This window comes from Alteromonas sp. DYW1 (genome assembly GCF_059752595.1).
On sequence record NZ_CM186038.1, the window covers coordinates 1,633,077 to 1,652,063 of the forward strand.

Genomic DNA, 18,987 nt, shown 5'->3' on the forward strand with positions numbered 1-18,987 from the left:
TATTCAGCACTGTGCTGTCTAATTGTTTTTGCACACAGGACTAGCGAAAGAGCACCTTTTCCTATATTGATGCGCGTATTTAAATGAGTAATAGTTTTACGACTGAGTGGATTTCGCAATAAAAGCCTATGTGTTATCGTTTTAAAAAAGCAAGGAAGCAAGCTTTTCAAAGTATGTTTATGATGCACACACGCACTTCTCGCTTGAATAACGTTAGTCATCAACTCGCTGGATTTAAAGCGAATTTTTTCATAAAACGTTACAGATACGACTATGATGCAACGGCCGATGTATTTGGCAATGCGTTGGGGAACTCGATAGTTGCTAAGCAGATTGAGTCCAGCAATCGTAATCAATACCTTGCTGAGCAGAGTTCGCTGCTGGGTGCCAAAGTAAGTGGTGTCGTAAATGAACGAATTGATCGTGGATTACAGCTGTCAGCCTTTGATCGTTCAATATCTTCCAAAGCCACAGGGGCGGTTAACTTAACTCTCAATACTAGATTGGAAGCTTCAATGTCTGAAGCATTGAGCGATATTAGGTCTGATGTTGAAAGTAAGGTAAAAATACCCACACGATCAATCGGCAATGTTGATTCATTTGCTAGTTCCGCTGCGGGCGTGGCATTGTCGACTAAATATGTGAATAGAAGTGGTTCACTTGGCGCTTTAGCCAGCGCACAAAGAACCCAGTTTGATGCTGATAGAAGCGCATTTTCTAGCCAATATAAACAAAGCTTGAAGGCGGCAGTTTCGCGAGGAGATGCTTCATACATTACTGGCCGTAATGCTCGACCTAATGTAGGTTTAGATGCAGCTAGCGCCTATAACTGGGATGCCGCAAGTGCATTTGATCAAGCTGCGTGGGGAGCGGGTAAGGGGAGACTTGAATATTACAATTCCCATAGCTTCAACGAGATGTTCAATGATGGCCTTGATGCCGTAATTATTCCTTTGCTAGACGACGGAGGAACCGTTGAGCTTGAACTCAATGGTGGTGGTCAATTTGGACTATTAATTGGCAGTGGAAACATGGCAATTGCAATTAATTCAAAAGGCCAGATGCAGGTTGGAGGAGGATATTTGTTTGGAGCCGACGTAACTGAATCAAATATTTCTCTTTTCGGAACAGGAGGAATTTCATATTCCGAAACTGCCAGCACAACAGACTTCCTGTCAGGTTATGCATTATCCTCAACGGTCGATGTGTCTCCACTTGATTTGATTGGCGTGAAGGCAAAAATGGGTCCATTTATTGGGCTTGAGCGAGGGCAAATTTTAAATGGAGATACTTTAAATGATGTTCTAGGAAATGAATTTTCTCCATTAATGAAGCTGGACTCGGATTATGTTCTTAAACCGGTTGATTTTCAGGGTGTTTATGTAGGAGCCGGTTTTGAAATAAAGGATATTCCATTTGTTAACAATATTCCTGGCGTCAACTCACTTTCAAACAATATAAGTTCCCGACTTCTACCCGGAGTCAACGGTGCACTTGAGCTGGAAAGATCATTTGTTATAGATAAAACCTATGATCTGGGTTGGCAAGGGGCATTAGCATATAAATATTCACAATCCATCGTGAAAATCGCTAACTTCTTTGGAGGTTGACTGTGACGGATTATTATGTCTTGGGTTCATTGGAGGTATTGCCACTTCGAGAGATCGAAGTGGTAGTGATGATCGCGTTTGCAAATTTATTCCTTACGTTGATTTTGTATATTGTCTTCGAGAAGCTTAATCTAACAGGTGTTTTTTATAAACTGTGTTTGGTGGTGTTTTATCTTTTGGTACCTGGCGCAGTTTACTTAAACGGTATTGACACTCAGAAGGAGAAAAACGAAAGGTTTATTGAGAATAGAGAAAAGTTGGTACAGCTTAAATTTGAAGGTGAATATGAACATTATAGAAATGCTGGAGGGGTATATGAATTCATTATTGATGGCAGGATGGTCAGGGTCGAATCAGATGTTTTCCCTGAATCATGTAGAAGTACAGAATTGAGCTTTAAACTGCGGGAACTAAAAAATCATTTTGTATCAATAGATTATCTCGTTTATAACACTGAAAATGCCGAAAAACTTAATCTAATGCACAATACAGATGTAAATTCAGGAAAAGGCTCAATGATAAGAGCTGAAGCTTGTATTTCAAGAATACAGATTGTAAATCCTGGTAAATAACAGCCGATGCCTTTGGCAATGCGTTGGGGAACTTTATAGTTTGGGTGGGACAAAACAGCGTGCGGTGGTGATGAAACACTTAAAGCGCCTTTTGGCCCAAATACTGTAAAGTTCAGTCCTGTATAACTTTTCGATCCTCAGCAAGCTTATCCTGAGCAATGCAAGTGGTTATTTTTATACGCCATTGGCGTATTTTTGTTTTAGTGGTATAGTTTCTAAATGGTAATTATTGAAACGCCCATATTCACCAAGCTTATAACCGAGCTGATGAGTGATGACGAATACAAAGACTTTCAGGAAGCATTGGTTAGCAGGCCGGATAGGGGCGCAATAATCAAAAACAGTGGTGGCCTAAGGAAGGTCCGCTGGGCGCTGGAAGGAAGGGGTAAGAGTGGTGGAGTAAGAGTTATCTATTACTGGATGAATGACAACGACCAATTGTATATGTTGTTGGCTTACCCAAAAAATGTGCAGGATAATCTAACAGATGCACAGCTCAAAAAATTGAAGAAAATAGTAGATAGGTGGTCAGAATGAATGACGACATGTTTGAACAATTGATAGAGAGCGTTAGTCAAGCCGACGAGATCATCAAAGGTAAGACTAAGCCTGCTCGCACAACTGAATTTGCTGAGCCGCAAGTAAAAGCCATTCGCGCCAAAACGGGATTAACGCAAACCCGTTTTGCTGATGTTTTGGGCGTGAGCAAACGCACATTAGAAAATTGGGAACAAGGCCGCCGTCATCCAACTGGCCCCGCCCGCGCTCTGCTCAAAATCTTGGATGCTGACCCTCAATATGCGTTGGAAGCACTTAATCACTAGATTGATTAATATTTCGGTGGCGTGTTGAAATGCGTGGCAAAGCCCTGCAAAATCAAAAGGCATCCAATAACGATAAATAATTCAATGAAAAAAATGCCGAAGGGCGTCACTGCCTTGACCCCTGAACAACTGAATGCCGCCCCACAACTGCAGAAAATAATCCATGCACTAGCTGATGATTCAGCAATGCAAGCAACATTTGTCGGTCAGACACGTGCTCGCGAGGCGCTCAGTTTTGGGCTAGGTATTGAAGCGACAGGCTATAACCTTTACGTGATGGGCGAACAAGCCACCGGTCGTTATACCTTGGTGCATGACTATGTAGCAAAGGCTGTCACGCATAAGAATACGCCGGAGGATTGGGTCTATGTCAATAACTTTGACGATGAACGCCAACCTTTCATCCTGCATCTACCGGCGGGTGACAGTAAACGTTTGATTGCTGATATCGAGAATTTACTTGATGATATCCTTGATACCTTCCCGGCAGCTTTTGATAACCCCGGCTATCAACGCAAGAAGGCCGCTCTAGGGCGCCAATTTGAATTGCAGTACGATCATGCGATTGATGAGGTTGAAAAATACGCGCAGTCGCAAGGCGTAGCCCTCTATGAAGATAGTGGCAGTATTTCATTTTCACCGATCATTAATGGTGAGCCAATTAATGATGCACAATTTAGCCAGTTAGACGAACAACAACGGGCACACTTTTATAGTTTGATCGATAACTTAGAGACACGTTTAAGTGATGCGCTAATCGAATTGCCCCTTTGGAAGCGTCAACACAGCGAACGCCTGCGGGAACTCAAGCGTTCAACCGCAGAGCAGGGGATACGGCCGCTGTTAAAGCATTTGGAGCACCAATATGCGTCACAATTAGGGGTTTTGAAGTATTTACGCCAAATGAAAACCCCGTTAATTGATGCGGTTCTTGAATTGTTGCTGGTTGAGAACAAAGATGACAAACCCGAAGAGTTCGATCGACGCGCAATATTAGAAGAGCAATTTTTACCCAATGTTATGGTGTCCCATTTGATTACTGATGGCGCACCAGTGATCTATGAGCCGAATCCCACACACCAGAACTTATTTGGCAAAATCGAATATAACAGCAGTCAAGGTGTCGCTTACACCAATTACAGCATGATCCAAGCGGGTGCCTTGCACCGCGCCAATGGCGGTTATTTATTGCTTGATGCTGATAAAATGGTGCAACAACCCTATGTGTGGGAGTCTCTCAAATTGGCGTTGAAGTTTTCCAGTTTGAAAATGGAACCGCCGCAACAAGACATCGGTATGGTTAATGCGATCATGTTGACACCACAACCGATGGAGCTGAACGTCAAAGTCATCCTGATGGGGTCGCGTGATCTGTATTATACCTTGCAGGATTATGATGATGAATTTGATGAACTGTTTCGAGTCTTGGTGGATTTTGATCATGAAATTGAACTCAGTGATGAGAACTTACGGGACTTCGTCGGGCGGGTAAGACATCAATTATTATTGCTGGGTCTAAGCGGCATTGAACAGACTGCGATGGTGCGTTTAGTGACTTACTCGATGCGTATGGCAGAGCATCAACATAAACTGTCAGCGCGTTTTTCAGATGTAATCGAGTTGCTCAAAGAAGCTAACTATTTTGCGCGTCAAAATCAGCAAGAGCAGCTTCAATTAGTGCATATTGATGAAGCGTTAGCAGCCAAAAAACGTCGCTCAGGTCGGGTAAAAGGGGCCTTATTCGATGATATTAAAGAAGGCCATGTACTGATCGATACCCAAGGCAAAGCCGTCGGCAAAGTCAATGGTTTAACCGTGTTGGAAATTGGTGATACCACCTTTGGTACGCCAGCTCGGATCACCTCGACAGTGTATGCAGGGGCTTCTGGGGTTGTTGATATTGAGCGTGAAGTTGAGCTTGGTCAGCCCATTCACAGCAAAGGCGTTATGTTGTTAACGGGCTATTTGGGGAATAAGTACGCGCAATACTTCCCATTAACCTTGTCGGCGAATATTGCCTTAGAGCAATCTTACGGCCACATCGATGGAGATAGTGCCTCTTTGGGAGAATTATTGGCCTTGTTGTCGGCACTGACCGAAATTCCAGCGAGTCAGGAATTAGCCGTCACTGGCTCAATTAATCAGTATGGCGAAGTGCAGGCTGTCGGTGGTGTGAACGAAAAAATTGAAGGCTTCTTTGACCTTTGTCAGTATCGTGGGCTTACCGGCCAGCAGGGCGTCATCATTCCGGCTTCTAATCAAGTTAATTTAATGCTTGATGGTCCGGTAATCGACGCCATTGGTCAGGGGCAATTCCATATCTACCCAGTCGCCACCGTCGATGAGGCAATTACCCTGTTAATGCAGCAGGAGGCTGGGGAAATGAATGCGAAAGGTCGCTACCCGAAGGGCAGCGTGAATTATCATGCGGTTAATCGCTTATATAATATTGCGAATATCGTAAACGGCGGGCAAGACTAGCCCGCCGCAAAACGATCACTTGGGCGGCATCCGCAGCGCACCGTCTAAACGCACGGTCTCGCCATTGAGATAAGCATTTTCAAACATGTGAACAGCGAGGTTAGCGTATTCTTCCGGTAATCCTAGACGGTTAGGGAAGGGGACGTTGGCTTTCAACGCGTCCTGCACATTATCTGGCATTGCTAATAGCATGGGCGTTCCCATAATCCCCGGCGCAATGGTATTGACCCGAATGCCAAGTTTAGCAAGGTCACGAGCCATAGGTAGGGTGAGGGCGATGATCCCTCCTTTACTGGCCGCGTAGGCAGTTTGTCCGATTTGGCCCTCATACCCTGCGACTGAAGCGGTATTAATGATAAGGCCACGTTCAGCGGCTTCACCGACGGTATCCAATTGTGCCATGTGGGCAGCGACGACGCGGGCAACATTGAACGAACCGACCAGATTAATATCGATAACGTTTTGAAAACTATCCAGTGGCATTGGGTTGCTTTCTCTATCGAGTAGTCGTTTGGCAGGCGCTACACCTGCGCAGTTAACACACAAACGGATATTGCCAAAGGTTTTTACGACTTCTGCAACCGCGCTTTCCACTGATTCAGCAGAACGCACATCAACTGCACAAAAGAGCGTTTGATCTGCGCCTAGTTCAGTGACTCGCTGCGCACCTACATCTGCATTCATATCAAAAATGGCAACGTTAAATCCGGCTGCGCGCAATCGGATCGCAGTTGCATGCCCCAAACCCGAACAACCGCCGGTCACAATGGCTGTCATGTTATTTGTTATTTGCATAATTATTTTTCTTCTGTCGTTGTAGGGTGAAACGGGTTAACGTTTCGGTAACACGATTTTGGGCTCATCTGCTGGTTTATAGAGTACCAGTGTATGCCCGATAATTTGAATTTGCGCGGCGTGAGTTTCGCGTACGATTGCGTCGGCAATGAGTTTTTTCTCTTCACGGTCATCAGTGGGGATTTTCACTTTTATCAATTCATGATGTCCAAGTGCGTTATCAATCTCAGCGAGTACACCTTCGGTAAGACCGTTATTGCCCAGTTGTACAATCGGTTTTTTGTCGTGCGCCAGCCCTTTCAGGAACTGTTTTTGTTTGTTTGTTAAGTTCATCGTACCAATTTTCTTACAATTAGATGACGTATTGTCACTTGAAAAGCAGTATTCTAACGCCATCTAGGTTGCAATACGACAATGATCGCAATTAATGACCAAAAAAGGCGTGTTGCGCCGGCAGTGAACGCGGCTATTTAAAAAACTCTGGCTGGCGATTATTGAGAAGGTCGGTGCCAAATGCATTGGTCAATAGCGAGACAAAAAACGCTTGATGTCGTAGTAACAGTTATGGCAGCCAAGACGATTGGTAATCCAACCGTTGACCAAGTACGTAGTAAGTATAGTATTTGCGTGAGTTAGCGTTAGATTTGCCCCATTCATGATCCAAGTCGAATGGACAGATGTGATAAAAGTATTTCAGGCCGAAGGATGTAGATGAGTTTTTCGAGCCGTGAAAAGCGTGTTTAGGGTTTAAAAACGCGCAAGCCTGTTCCGCTGCGAGTTCACTCGCGTGTTGTCTATAAGGTGGCGACAGGTTACAAGGTGTAGTATTGTTTACTACTTCGCGATGAGATTTTCATGCTCGGCACCGGAACCATCCGTGGCTGCGCAACTCGAATGTCTTAGCAATTTTTTACGAGGTTTAATGCGTTGAGCGACATGGCAAAAAATTTAATCCTTTGGCTGGTAATCGCCGTGGTTTTAATGTCCGTTTTTCAGAGCTTCTCGCCTGGCGAGTCTGCGCGGGCACAAACTGATTACACGACATTTATCAATCAGGTTAATCAGGGCAATATCAGAGAAGTTCGTATTAACAGCGATGCGCGTGAGATACGCGGTACTCGTAGTAATGGCGATACCTTTGTTACCTACATCCCGTATTTTGATGAACAGTTGATTTCTGACCTGATCAAACAAGATGTTCGAGTGTTAGGTGAACCGCCAGAGTCACCATCGTTGCTTGGCACGATTTTTATTTCCTGGTTCCCAATGCTGCTATTGATTGGGGTATGGATTTTCTTCATGCGACAAATGCAGGGCGGCGGTGGCCGCGGTGCGATGTCGTTTGGTAAGAGTAAGGCTCGCTTGCTTGGCGAAGACCAAATTAAAACCACGTTTGCTGATGTGGCGGGGTGTGATGAAGCGAAAGAAGACGTGTCTGAGCTCGTTGATTTCTTGCGTGACCCGTCCAAATTCCAAAAGCTGGGCGGAAAGATCCCGAAAGGCGTGCTGATGGTAGGGCCACCAGGAACGGGTAAAACCCTGCTAGCGAAAGCCATTGCCGGTGAAGCAAAAGTACCGTTTTTCACAATCTCAGGCTCGGATTTCGTCGAAATGTTTGTGGGCGTTGGTGCTAGCCGTGTCCGTGATATGTTCGAGCAAGCAAAAAAATCAGCGCCCTGCATTATCTTTATCGATGAAATCGATGCGGTAGGTCGTCAGCGTGGCGCTGGTCTTGGCGGTGGTCATGATGAGCGTGAGCAAACGTTGAACCAAATGTTGGTCGAAATGGATGGTTTTGAAGGTCATGAAGGGATTATCGTGATTGCTGCAACTAACCGTCCTGATGTATTGGATCCAGCGCTATTGCGCCCCGGTCGATTTGACCGTCAGGTAGTGGTTGGTTTGCCCGATATTCGTGGCCGCGAGCAGATTTTGAAAGTGCATATGCGCAAGGTTCCTATCAGTGATAATGTTGAAGCGTCGGTGATTGCGCGCGGTACACCAGGATTCTCTGGTGCTGACTTAGCCAACTTGGTTAATGAAGCGGCGTTATTTGCGGCACGCTCGAACAAGCGTTTGGTCTCGATGGAAGAGTTCGATAAAGCCAAAGACAAGATCATGATGGGCTCAGAACGCAAGTCGATGGTTATGTCGGAAGATGAAAAGACTATGACCGCATACCATGAAGCGGGGCATGCTATCGTCGGGCGCTTAGTTCCTGAACATGATCCCGTGTATAAGGTTTCAATTATCCCGCGCGGGCGAGCGCTGGGTGTAACCATGTACTTACCCGAACAGGATCGCGTTAGCCACAGCAAGCAACACCTAGAGAGCATGATTTCAAGCTTATTTGGTGGACGAATTGCAGAACAAATCATTTATGGTGACGACAAAGTGACAACGGGAGCATCAAATGATATCGAGCGCGCCACTGACATTGCCCGTAAAATGGTAACGCAGTGGGGATTGTCCAGCAAAATGGGGCCCATGTTATACGCAGAAGAGGAAGGTGAAGTATTCCTCGGGCGCAGTATGTCTAAAGCCAGTCATATGTCTGACGACACTGCGCGCGCAATTGATGCAGAAATTAAGTCATTAATTGATCGTAACTATGAGCGCGCAGAGCAAATTTTGAAAGACAATATCGACATCCTGCATGCCATGAAAGATGCGTTGATGAAGTATGAAACGATTGATGCGAAGCAAATAGATGACTTGATGGAGCGTCGCGAAGTTCGTGCGCCAGCTGACTGGGATAGTAGTAAATCTAATGACAACGACAAACCCAGCGGTGGTGCAGAAGTCAAACAAGACGTCAACCAAGGTGAAGCGTCAGACACCAGCAATGCTAAACCCAATGATGCAACAAGTTAACGTTGGGTAAATGACCGAAAAGCGCCAGCTATTGCTGGCGTTTTTTTGTGGTAATTTAAACGCCGAACTAATTGGTTACAGAATACGCAGTTATGTTTTCGCTTACACAATTAACTCAACCCACTGTTATGGGGATCCTAAACGTTACGCCTGATTCATTTTCAGATGGCGGTCAGCACTTGCACGTTAATAAAGCGGTAAATTCCGCCTTGGAAATGGTTGCACAAGGCGTGGGGATCATTGATATCGGTGGTGAATCGACAAGGCCAGGGGCACAATCTGTTAGCGTCGAGCAGGAACTCGAGCGTGTTGTACCGGTCATCACACAACTGCGCAGCAAAACAGATATTCCTATTTCTATCGATACCCATAAGCCAGAGGTGATGCGCGCCGCCGTAGGTGCAGGTGCGTCAATGATCAACGACGTCAATGCTTTGCGCACACCAGGCGCACTGCAAGCAGCCAGCGAGCTTAAGGTTCCGGTTTGTTTAATGCATATGCGGGGTGAGCCTCGCACCATGCAACATAAACCTGAATATACTGATGTCGTAGAGGATGTGATTGATTTCTTATCGGCACGCGTGGCCGCGTGCGAAGCTGTAGGATTAGATAAAAGCGAAATTGCATTGGATCCTGGCTTTGGATTTGGTAAAACTGTGGCACACAATTATACGCTGTTTGCCGCCATTCCACGTTTCCTGGCACTTGGTTATCCACTGTTAGTTGGAGTCTCGCGCAAATCCATGTTGGGTGCGGTAACAGATAAGCCGGTAGAGCAACGTCTAGCGGCTAGTATCGCCGCTGCGACCATGGCTGCTCACTGGGGTGCACAGATTATTCGGGTGCATGATGTAGATGCCACCATTGATGCGTTGCGGGTGGTGAATGCGGTTAAAAATAACAAGTAGAAGGTAGTAGGGATATGGGGCAAAGAGAATTTTTTGGAACCGACGGGATCCGCGGTAAAGTGGGTGAGAGCGCAATCAATCCAGAGTTTGTAACCAAGTTAGGTTGGGCTGCAGGCAAGATTTTAGCCGGGCAAGGCACCAATAAAGTACTCATTGGTAAAGATACGCGGATATCCGGTTACATGTTGGAATCTGCGCTGGAAGCGGGACTTTCAGCGGCGGGTATAAATATTGGTCTGCTAGGGCCAATGCCAACACCAGCTATTGCTTATTTGACCAAGACTTTCCGTTCCGAAGCTGGCATTGTCATCAGTGCGTCCCATAATCCCTATTATGACAATGGGATAAAATTCTTTTCTGCCGATGGGTATAAGTTAGATGACTCGATTGAACTGGCGATTGAAGCGCAAATGAAAGAGCCTATGACCTGTGTGGCTTCGGACAAATTAGGTAAAGCGATTCGTATTAATGATGCCGCTGGACGTTATATCGAGTTTTGTAAGGGCACTTTCCCGTCCAATTTATCTCTGACTGGGCTAAAAATAGTCGTCGATTGCGCCCATGGCGCTACTTACCACATTGCGCCTAATGTATTGAGTGAATTGGGTGCAGAAGTCATCGAAATCGGTACTAAACCTAACGGCACCAATATTAATCACCAGGTTGGTGCGACTAGCATGAAAGCGATTGTCGATGAAGTTAAAGCGTCCGGAGCAGACTTGGGCATCGCATTAGACGGTGACGGTGATCGGATCATGATGGTAGACCATTTGGGTAACGTCATTGATGGTGACCAAATTATTTATATTATTGCTCGAGATGCACTGAAGTCAGGGCGTTTGTCCGGTGGTGTTGTCGGCACCTTAATGAGTAACTTAGGTTTGGAAAATGGTCTGGCTAAATTGGGAGTGCCATTTGCACGCAGTAAAGTCGGCGATCGCTATGTAATGGAACTGTTACAAGAGAAGGGTTGGCAAATTGGAGGTGAAAACTCAGGGCACGTATTAAATCTTGCTACGTCATCTACCGGTGACGGTATTATCGCGGGACTGCAAGTGTTAACGGCGATGTTGCGCTCACACATGAATTTGCATGATTTGTCTGCTGGATTTGAGAAATACCCCCAGGTTTTGAATAACGTACGCTTCGAAAACAGTAGTGTCGACCCACTGACGCATCACGATGTACAAAATGCTGTCACTGAAGCTGAGGCGTCATTGGGGAAAAATGGCCGAGTGTTATTGCGTAAAAGTGGCACCGAACCATTAATTCGCGTGATGGTTGAATCAAATGATGATGAGCTATCCAATCGCTGGGCTGCTCATATCGCAGATGTCGTGAAAGCGGTAACTGCATAATATGGCTTTACCTGTTTAAAATAGAATCAGCAGACGATATTTTGCAGCAAATTGTCTGTTAAGCACTTGTATATTATGAGTGGAATCGTTAATATCTCGCCCGCTTTTGAGCGGCACAAGGATTGGTTATGCAGAATGTTCGTAAATCTTTAGTCGCTGGCAATTGGAAGATGAATGGTAGTCAACAATTGTTGCAGTCATTTGTCGAGCATTTTAGCCAGATCGAACCCATTACTGCAGATGTTGTATTGTGCCCTCCCGCAGTCTATCTAGCGCAGGCCAAAGCCAGTTTGAGTGGGACTCAAGTGGTGGTGGCAGCACAAGACGTGAGTGCGCAAGGCGAAGGTGCGCATACCGGTGATGTCAGTGTAGCGATGCTACACGATATTGGTTGCCAAATGGCGATCGTCGGGCATTCGGAACGACGTACTGACCATGCTGAAAGCAGTGCACTTGTGGCATACAAAGCTAAAGCATTGATTGGCCGCGGATTAGTTCCCATTATTTGTGTGGGTGAGCCTCTCGACGTACGTCAAGCCGGTGACGAAGAAACTTATGTTGAAGCGCAGCTAAACGCGGTGTTTGAACAATTGTCGGTGGCTGAACTGGCGAATGTTGTAATCGCTTATGAACCCATATGGGCGATTGGTACTGGACAAACTGCGTCACCAGAGCAGGCGCAAGCGATGCATGCATTTATTCGACAGCGGCTTGCTAACATCGACAATGATTTGGCACAAAAAGTCAGACTATTGTATGGCGGCAGTGTCAAGGGCAGTAATGCCGAAGAATTATTTGCTCAAGCAGATATTGATGGCGGTTTGATTGGCGGAGCTAGCCTTAAACCAGAAGAATTTGAAACGATTTGTCGAGCTGCGCAAGCCTGACAGGTCGTAGGAGTGTTATAATCTATGTTATATGAAGTATTAATTGTTGCGTATCTGTTAGTCGCACTTGTGTTGATCGGTATCGTTCTTATTCAGCAAGGTAAAGGTGCAGATATGGGCGCTTCTTTTGGTGCTGGCGGCTCAAATACGGTGTTTGGCTCATCGGGTTCAGGTAACTTTATGACCCGTACTACAGCCATTTTAGCCACCTTGTTTTTCCTGATCAGCTTGATCCTTGGCAATATGACCGCGAATCGCGAGAAAGCCGTGGATGAGTGGCAGAATCTGGAAGTGCCAGTGTCGGAAACAGTGCCGGCAACTGACGTTCCAGCGCAGGAATCACAACCAGCGTCTGACGATACAGACGTACCTAACTAAGTTTACACGCGGATGTGGTGGAATTGGTAGACACGCTATCTTGAGGGGGTAGTGAGCTATGCTCGTGGGGGTTCAAGTCCCCCCATCCGCACCAAATACTGAGCCAGCAAACGCTGGCTTTTTTTATGCCAAATTGACCTTCCTGGATTGAGTGCGTGAGCGATTAAAGTGCCTTTCCACCCGCCGCTTGGCTTTTCTGCAACCATTGCCGATGGCATCGTAGGCATCTTCAGCCTGTTCTTCAATGACCAGGGTTTTAAATTGGTTTAACTTCATTTTAATGATGCATTGTTTGTCAATGCCACCGCGCGGGCCATTGATATCTTTCAGTGAGATTTCAGCCACGCGGATGCGCTGCGCGTAACGACTCAAGGCAAAGGTCAATTTTTCCTGAATAAATTCTCGCATCGCAGTCGTTACGGTAAAGTCACGAGAATTGATCTTAATGTGCATGAGTTGCTCCTTAACGCCAATAATGAGGGAAAGTGGGGGTGCATTGGCTGTTGTAGATAAAAAATTATCAATTCAAACTGAACAAAAAAATTCGTTTGTTTGTATTGATATACATCGGAAAAAATTGAACGCTGTTTGAGGATAGGTAGTCCATGGCTGAAAATATTAACTATAAACACCTGCATTACTTTTGGGTTGTCGCAAAAGAGGGCTCAATTGCCAAAGCGGCGACTAAGCTACATATTACGCCACAGACCATCAGCGGGCAGTTAAGTATGCTCGAAGATCGCATGAAACAACCCTTGTTTGACCGCGTTGGCCGCGGGTTGCAGTTAACTGATACCGGGCGGTTGGTATTGCGTTATGCCGACGAGATTTTTGAGCTTGGCCGCGAGTTAAGCGATGTATTGCGTGGCGCGCCGCAAGTGGGAGCGTCCGAGTTTATCGTCAGTGCCGCGAGCGCAATTCCAAAAACGATTGTTTACAAGATTGTCGAGCCAGCCTTAAAACTGAGTGACGATATTCATCTGATCAGCAAAGAAGGGCCGATAGACGCCATTCTTGCCGACCTTGCCGTGCATGAGGTGGATATGGTACTTACAGATACTCCGCTGTCTTCAGCCTTCAGTATTAAAGCATATAATCATTTTCTCGGTGAATCCGGTCTGTCGTTTTTCGCGGCACCTGATTTAATTGCAAAGTTGCAGGGCGAATTTCCACATAACCTTAACCATATGCCCATGTTATTGCCAACTAAGCAATATGCCATCCGGCAATTATTCGATCGTTGGTCAAATGATAACGATATTTTCCCGCTGTTACGCGGTCAATATGATGATAGTGCACTGATGAAATCCTTTGGGCAAGCAGGGTTTGGCGTGTTTTTTATGCCCACGGTCATTGAAGAGGAAGTCTGCGAGCAATTCAAAGTAGAGGTGATCGGTCGCACGGAAGATATTAAACAACGGTTTTATGCTGTTTCGGCAGAGCGTAAAGTCACTCACCCAGCAGTGGCCGCGATTTGTGACAAAGCGCGCGATATTATCTTCAAATAGTGCTTTTGAGCGTAGCCATTATGGCCTTTGACCGTTATACTATGCGCCGCATTTAAAAGCGATAATAGATAATACAAAGGAATAATAGTGAATCCTATTACTAAAACATTTACGTATGGACAACATACGGTCACCCTAGAAACAGGTGTCATTGCTCGTCAAGCGACTGCCGCGGTTATGGCAAGTATGGACGATACCTCAGTACTCGTTACTGTGGTTGGTAAAAAAGAAGCGAAGGAAGGTCAAGATTTCTTCCCGCTAACAGTAAATTATCAAGAGAAAACCTATGCAGCGGGTAAAATCCCGGGCGGGTTCTTTAAACGTGAAGGTCGTCCATCAGAGAATGAGACACTGACAGCACGTTTGATTGACCGTCCAATTCGTCCGTTGTTTCCTGAAGGATTTAAGAACGAAGTACAGGTGGTTATCACTGTTGTTTCTTCAAACCCTGAAATTCCAACCGATATCATTTCAATGATCGGAACCTCTGCTGCACTTGCTATTTCCGGGATCCCATTCAACGGTCCAATTGGTGCAGCTCGAGTTGGTTACACTGATGGTCAATATATTCTAAATACGCGTGCGTCTGAACAAGAACAAAGCGAACTAGACCTCGTTGTTGCAGGTACTGAAAGTGCAGTACTGATGGTTGAATCTGAAGCTAACATGTTAAGTGAAGATGTCATGTTAGGTGCCGTTATGTATGGCCATGAGCAAATGCAAGCGGTAGTTAATGCCGTCAATGAATTTGCAGCTGAAGTTGCTACCCCGAAATGGGACTGGCAGCCGGAAGCTGAAAACACTGAATTGAAAGAGAAAGTTGCTGTGTTGGCCAAAGACGGCATGACAGCGGCTTATCAGATTTCTGACAAAATGGCGCGTAAAGACGAAGTGACAGCGGTTACAGAAAAAGCGCTTGCGGCTATTCTTGAAGCTGATCCTGAGCAAGACAGTAACGAAGTGCTTGGTCTCTTACATGAGTTAGAAAGTGAAGTTGTGCGTTCACGCATCTTGGCTGGCGAGCCGCGAATTGACGGTCGTAGCCCAGACATGATCCGTGCCCTTGACGTGGCTACTGGTCTGTTACCTCGGACGCATGGTTCAGCGTTGTTTACGCGCGGTGAAACTCAAGCGCTGGTAGTGGCTACTTTAGGGACAGAACGTGATGCGCAGATGATTGACGAGCTCGCGGGTAAGCGCGACAGTCGTTTTATGTTGCATTATAACTTCCCTCCATACTGTGTTGGCGAAACCGGTATGATTGGATCTCCTAAGCGTCGTGAAATTGGTCACGGCCGTTTGGCAAAGCGTGGTATTCAAGCGGTAATGCCAAGTGAAGCGGAATTCCCGTATGTGGTTCGTGTGGTGTCTGAGATAACTGAATCGAATGGTTCATCTTCAATGGCATCTGTGTGCGGTACTTCACTTGCACTCATGGACGCGGGCGTGCCGATCAAAGCATCGGTAGCGGGTATCGCGATGGGTCTAGTTAAGTCTGACGATAATTTCGTGGTTCTTTCAGATATCCTAGGCGACGAAGATCACTTGGGCGATATGGACTTTAAAGTAGCCGGTACTACCAATGGTATTACGGCGCTGCAAATGGACATCAAAATCGAAGGGATCACGCAAGAAATCATGCAGCAGGCGCTTAAGCAAGCAAAAGAAGCGCGCTTACATATCTTGGGTGTAATGGATGAAGCTATCTCTGGTCACCGTGAAGAAATGTCTGAGTTTGCGCCACGTATTTACACCTTGAAGATTGACCAAGATAAAATCCGTGACGTTATCGGTAAAGGCGGCGCAATGATCCGTTCAATTACTGAAGAATCTGATACCAACATCGAGATTGAAGATGACGGTACGATTAAGATATTCGCCACTGAGCGTGCAAAAGCAGAAATTGCCATTGCCAAGATCGAGCAAGTAACTGCCGAAATTGAAGTAGGTAAGACTTACAACGGTAAAGTCACCCGTATCGTTGACTTTGGTGCATTCGTAGAAGTGTTACCAGGCAAAGAAGGCCTTGTGCATATTTCACAAATTGCTCACGAACGTGTAGCGAAAGTGGCAGACTATTTGTCTGAAGGGCAGATGGTTGACGTTAAGGTTATGGAAATTGACCGTCAGAACCGTGTGCGCTTGAGTATCAAAGAGCTACTTGAGAAGCCGGTGAAGGAAGACGCTGAACCAGCTGCTGAAGAAAATGGCGACGAGTAATCGTTGTTGCTGAATAGCAACTAGAAAAAGCCAGCCTGTGTGCTGGCTTTTTTATGGCTTCTGGTTTATCGAGTGCGACGCCCAAGTAGTACTCAAAGTACCGAGGTAAAAAGCATATTCGCGTAAAGAAGCATTAGAGCACTGTTAACCATGAATAAAGACATTATGGTCGTTGGCATTTTGCGTAATCCATAGTTAACGGGTTAGCCCGAGGAAATAGATAGTAGGAATCACTATGCAGGATATTGAACAGCAACTAGCGTTTATTTTAGAGCTCGATAAGCTCAAAGCGGTACAGCGCAAAGCATTGATTAAATGTGATAATAATCGCTACGAGAACAGTGCGGAACACAGTTGGCATATTGCTTTAATGGCACAAGTCCTAGCGCCCTATGCTGAAAAGCCAGTGAATATAGCCAGAGTAACCACAATGCTGTTATTGCATGACATAGTTGAAATTGACGCTGGCGACACTTTCGCCTTTGCTCCTGAAGCAATGCTGGCTGATCAGGAAGCCAAAGAAATAGCGGCTGCTGAGCGGATATTTGGCTTGTTGCCAGCGCTACAAGCGGAGCAATATTTAGCTTTGTGGTTGGAGTTTGAAGCGGCAGATTCTGATGACGCACAGTTTGCCAAAGCCATGGATAGGATCCTACCACTGGTGCAAAATATGCAAAATCAAGGTGGTAGTTGGGCGCAAAACAAGGTGGCCAAACAGCAAGTTATTGCTCGTAATCAGTATCTTGAAAAAGCCGCTCCCAAGTTATGGCAATATGCCTTAGGACAAATTGATATTGCCTATCGAAACGGATGGTTAACGGCAGCTTAGAGCTAGGCTCATGCAAATAGGTTTAACACAGTTAATAGCGTTAAAAATTATGGATCCAACAACTCAAACTCAAATCGAAGCAGCAGTTTTTAAACGCTTATTACAGCACTTAGACGATAATAAAGACGTGCAGAACATAGACCTTATGATCTTGGCTGATTTCTGCCGTAACTGTTTGGCTAAGTGGTATGTTGCAGCTGCTCGCGATGCCGGCGTCGATCTCGACTACGAAGCCGCTCGCGAAAAAGTCTACGGCATGCCATACAGCGAATGGAAGGCTAACCACCAGCCTGCCGCGACGCCTGAACAGCTAGCAGCATTTGAACAGCGTCAGGCAAAGAAAGGCTGTTAACCTAACTTGAAGGCCGCGGGTAACAATTCAGCCATCGTCATAGTTGTAACTAAGGATTGATCTGCTTGTAGGGTAACGCTAGTTGCAGCATCGCTGAATTCTGCAATCTTTTGACGGCAGCCCCCGCATGGGTAGCAGGGCTCATTATCGGGCCCTACAATCATAATTTCCGTAATGGTTGTGCCACCATCGGCAATCATTGCGCTAATAGCCCCAGCTTCCGCGCACGTACCTAGGGGATAAGCCGCGTTTTCCACATTGCAGCCAGTATAGACTTTGCCGTTGTTGGCTAAGATTGCAGCGCCTACTTGGTACTTTGAGTAGGGCGCGTAGGCATTTTTTTGCACCTGTAGAGCAGCGTTAAGCAGTGCTGTTTGTATCGCAGATAATTTGCTAGTATTCATAAAACATCAGTTAATCAGTTAGCCGTTATTATTATCACGAAATAGGTGATAAGCGATAGTTTTCAAGGCGCTGGCGCAAAAATTTGACAGGTTTATGTTGCATAAATATACACTCCTTTTTATTTTCATTATCGTGCTAGCGACTGGCTGTGCTCAGACCCCTGAGCAACCTAGCGCTCAAATGGGCAATTTACTGCTCGTTGAACCAATACCCGCCGACCCGCGCACACAATTGGCGGTTGCTCGATTTAATTTTATTTTAAGTCAAGCTGACATTGCTGAAGCGGAGCGCGCTGAACTGCTTTATCAACGTGGAATGCTATACGATAGTATGGGCTTAAGTAGCCTTGCGCAATTTGACTACAGTCAAGTGCTTAAACTTCAGCCAACCATGGCTGAAGCGTACAATTCGATTGGTATTCATTACACTCAGCAACAAGAATATTTGCAAGCCTATGAGGCGTTTGATAGTTCAATTGATTTAAACCCGGATTATGAATTTGCTTTCTTAAATCGCGGGATTGCCTTGTATTACGGTGGTGAAGCTCGTTTGGCTGTGGATGACCTTAAGCGTTTTCTAAATAACGATACCAGCGATCCTTATCGCGCCATTTGGCTTTATATTGTTCAACAAGCCGTCGATCCAATCACTGCAAAGACGGAGTTAAAACAATTGCGCGCGCAATTGAACCCCGAGATGTGGGCGAATAACATTGTTGATTTTTATCTTGGTGAAATTTCTGAAACGCAGTTACTGGCTAAGTTAATTGATAATATTACGAATCGAACCGAACTGAATAATCGTGTGTGTGAAGCGTACTTCTATATTGGTAAGTACCACAGTTTTCACGGTAATACGGGGCGGGCCAGTAATTACTTTAAACTTGCCCTGAGCACCAATGTGTATGAATTTGTGGAACATCGGTACGCACGGCTAGAGTTAGAGCGCTTGACTGAACGCAAAGTAACTACAGACTCGTGAGTTCT

The 18,987-nt window shown here is 45.7% G+C and carries 19 protein-coding genes and 1 tRNA gene; 16 read left to right on the forward strand and 4 right to left on the reverse strand.

Annotation, left to right across the window (positions count from 1 at the left end; translation table 11 throughout):
* The first annotated feature begins 128 nt into the window (after positions 1–128).
* From AC121Z_RS07260 to AC121Z_RS07280, 5 genes are all read left to right on the forward strand, one after another.
* A complete protein-coding gene (locus AC121Z_RS07260) occupies positions 129–1,610 on the forward strand; it encodes a hypothetical protein (protein ID WP_498127742.1) in 1,482 nt (493 codons plus the stop codon).
* Between the two features lie 2 nt (positions 1,611–1,612).
* Positions 1,613–2,182 carry a hypothetical protein gene (locus tag AC121Z_RS07265; RefSeq protein ID WP_498127743.1) on the forward strand — a complete coding sequence of 190 codons (570 nt, stop codon included), beginning with the start codon at positions 1,613–1,615 and terminating at the stop codon, positions 2,180–2,182.
* Positions 2,183–2,401: 219 nt separating this feature from the next.
* The gene (locus AC121Z_RS07270) at positions 2,402–2,719 is read left to right on the forward strand and encodes a type II toxin-antitoxin system RelE/ParE family toxin (RefSeq protein ID WP_498127744.1); all 318 of its coding nucleotides are present in this window, start codon (positions 2,402–2,404) and stop codon (positions 2,717–2,719) included.
* The gene (nadS, locus tag AC121Z_RS07275) at positions 2,716–3,006 is read left to right on the forward strand and encodes a NadS family protein (protein ID WP_498127746.1); all 291 of its coding nucleotides are present in this window, start codon (positions 2,716–2,718) and stop codon (positions 3,004–3,006) included. Before AC121Z_RS07270 ends, nadS begins: the two co-directional genes overlap by 4 nt.
* A gap of 93 nt (positions 3,007–3,099) precedes the next feature.
* Entirely contained in the window at positions 3,100–5,487 is a 2,388-nt protein-coding gene (locus tag AC121Z_RS07280) for a Lon protease family protein (RefSeq protein WP_498127747.1), read from the forward strand.
* A gap of 15 nt (positions 5,488–5,502) precedes the next feature.
* Here AC121Z_RS07280 and AC121Z_RS07285 read toward each other — a convergent pair whose 3' ends face one another.
* Both AC121Z_RS07285 and yhbY read right to left on the reverse strand, forming a co-directional pair.
* A complete protein-coding gene (locus AC121Z_RS07285) occupies positions 5,503–6,282 on the reverse strand; it encodes an SDR family NAD(P)-dependent oxidoreductase (protein ID WP_498127749.1) in 780 nt (259 codons plus the stop codon).
* Between the two features lie 36 nt (positions 6,283–6,318).
* On the reverse strand, positions 6,319–6,615 hold the full coding sequence (yhbY, locus tag AC121Z_RS07290; RefSeq protein ID WP_498127750.1) for a ribosome assembly RNA-binding protein YhbY: 297 nt from the start codon (positions 6,613–6,615) through the stop codon (positions 6,319–6,321).
* Between the two features lie 594 nt (positions 6,616–7,209).
* On the opposite strand from yhbY, the gene ftsH reads away from it, so the two are divergent.
* The 6 genes from ftsH (at position 7,210) to AC121Z_RS07320 (ending at position 12,781) form a co-directional block, all read left to right on the forward strand.
* A complete protein-coding gene (gene ftsH / locus AC121Z_RS07295) occupies positions 7,210–9,156 on the forward strand; it encodes an ATP-dependent zinc metalloprotease FtsH (RefSeq protein ID WP_498127751.1) in 1,947 nt (648 codons plus the stop codon).
* 92 nt (positions 9,157–9,248) lie between these two features.
* The gene (folP, locus tag AC121Z_RS07300) at positions 9,249–10,064 is read left to right on the forward strand and encodes a dihydropteroate synthase (RefSeq protein ID WP_498127753.1); all 816 of its coding nucleotides are present in this window, start codon (positions 9,249–9,251) and stop codon (positions 10,062–10,064) included.
* Between the two features lie 14 nt (positions 10,065–10,078).
* Complete coding sequence (gene glmM, locus AC121Z_RS07305) at positions 10,079–11,422, forward strand: phosphoglucosamine mutase (protein ID WP_498127754.1); 1,344 nt, start codon at positions 10,079–10,081, stop codon at positions 11,420–11,422.
* A 128-nt stretch (positions 11,423–11,550) separates the two neighbouring features.
* Entirely contained in the window at positions 11,551–12,309 is a 759-nt protein-coding gene (gene tpiA / locus AC121Z_RS07310) for a triose-phosphate isomerase (RefSeq protein WP_498127756.1), read from the forward strand.
* Positions 12,310–12,333: 24 nt separating this feature from the next.
* Complete coding sequence (secG, locus tag AC121Z_RS07315) at positions 12,334–12,687, forward strand: preprotein translocase subunit SecG (protein ID WP_498127757.1); 354 nt, start codon at positions 12,334–12,336, stop codon at positions 12,685–12,687.
* A gap of 8 nt (positions 12,688–12,695) precedes the next feature.
* Positions 12,696–12,781: transfer RNA gene (locus tag AC121Z_RS07320), tRNA-Leu, on the forward strand.
* A 29-nt stretch (positions 12,782–12,810) separates the two neighbouring features.
* Here the strand turns inward: AC121Z_RS07320 and hpf are convergent.
* Positions 12,811–13,140 carry a ribosome hibernation-promoting factor, HPF/YfiA family gene (hpf, locus tag AC121Z_RS07325; protein ID WP_498127758.1) on the reverse strand — a complete coding sequence of 110 codons (330 nt, stop codon included), beginning with the start codon at positions 13,138–13,140 and terminating at the stop codon, positions 12,811–12,813.
* 152 nt (positions 13,141–13,292) lie between these two features.
* Between hpf and nhaR the strand changes: the two genes are divergently transcribed.
* From nhaR to AC121Z_RS07345, 4 genes are all read left to right on the forward strand, one after another.
* Positions 13,293–14,195, forward strand: a complete 903-nt coding sequence (gene nhaR, locus AC121Z_RS07330; protein ID WP_498127759.1) for a transcriptional activator NhaR — start codon at positions 13,293–13,295, stop codon at positions 14,193–14,195.
* Positions 14,196–14,282: 87 nt separating this feature from the next.
* A complete protein-coding gene (pnp, locus tag AC121Z_RS07335) occupies positions 14,283–16,415 on the forward strand; it encodes a polyribonucleotide nucleotidyltransferase (protein ID WP_498127760.1) in 2,133 nt (710 codons plus the stop codon).
* A 235-nt stretch (positions 16,416–16,650) separates the two neighbouring features.
* The gene (locus AC121Z_RS07340; RefSeq protein WP_498127761.1) at positions 16,651–17,244 is read left to right on the forward strand and encodes an HD domain-containing protein; all 594 of its coding nucleotides are present in this window, start codon (positions 16,651–16,653) and stop codon (positions 17,242–17,244) included.
* 49 nt (positions 17,245–17,293) lie between these two features.
* On the forward strand, positions 17,294–17,596 hold the full coding sequence (locus AC121Z_RS07345; RefSeq protein ID WP_498127762.1) for a DUF1244 domain-containing protein: 303 nt from the start codon (positions 17,294–17,296) through the stop codon (positions 17,594–17,596).
* Here the strand turns inward: AC121Z_RS07345 and AC121Z_RS07350 are convergent.
* Entirely contained in the window at positions 17,593–18,000 is a 408-nt protein-coding gene (locus AC121Z_RS07350; protein WP_498127763.1) for a cytidine deaminase, read from the reverse strand. The genes AC121Z_RS07345 and AC121Z_RS07350 overlap by 4 nt on opposite strands.
* Before the next feature lie 94 nt (positions 18,001–18,094).
* Between AC121Z_RS07350 and nlpI the strand changes: the two genes are divergently transcribed.
* On the forward strand, positions 18,095–18,982 hold the full coding sequence (nlpI, locus tag AC121Z_RS07355; RefSeq protein ID WP_498127765.1) for a lipoprotein NlpI: 888 nt from the start codon (positions 18,095–18,097) through the stop codon (positions 18,980–18,982).
* The last annotated feature ends 5 nt before the right edge of the window (positions 18,983–18,987 follow it).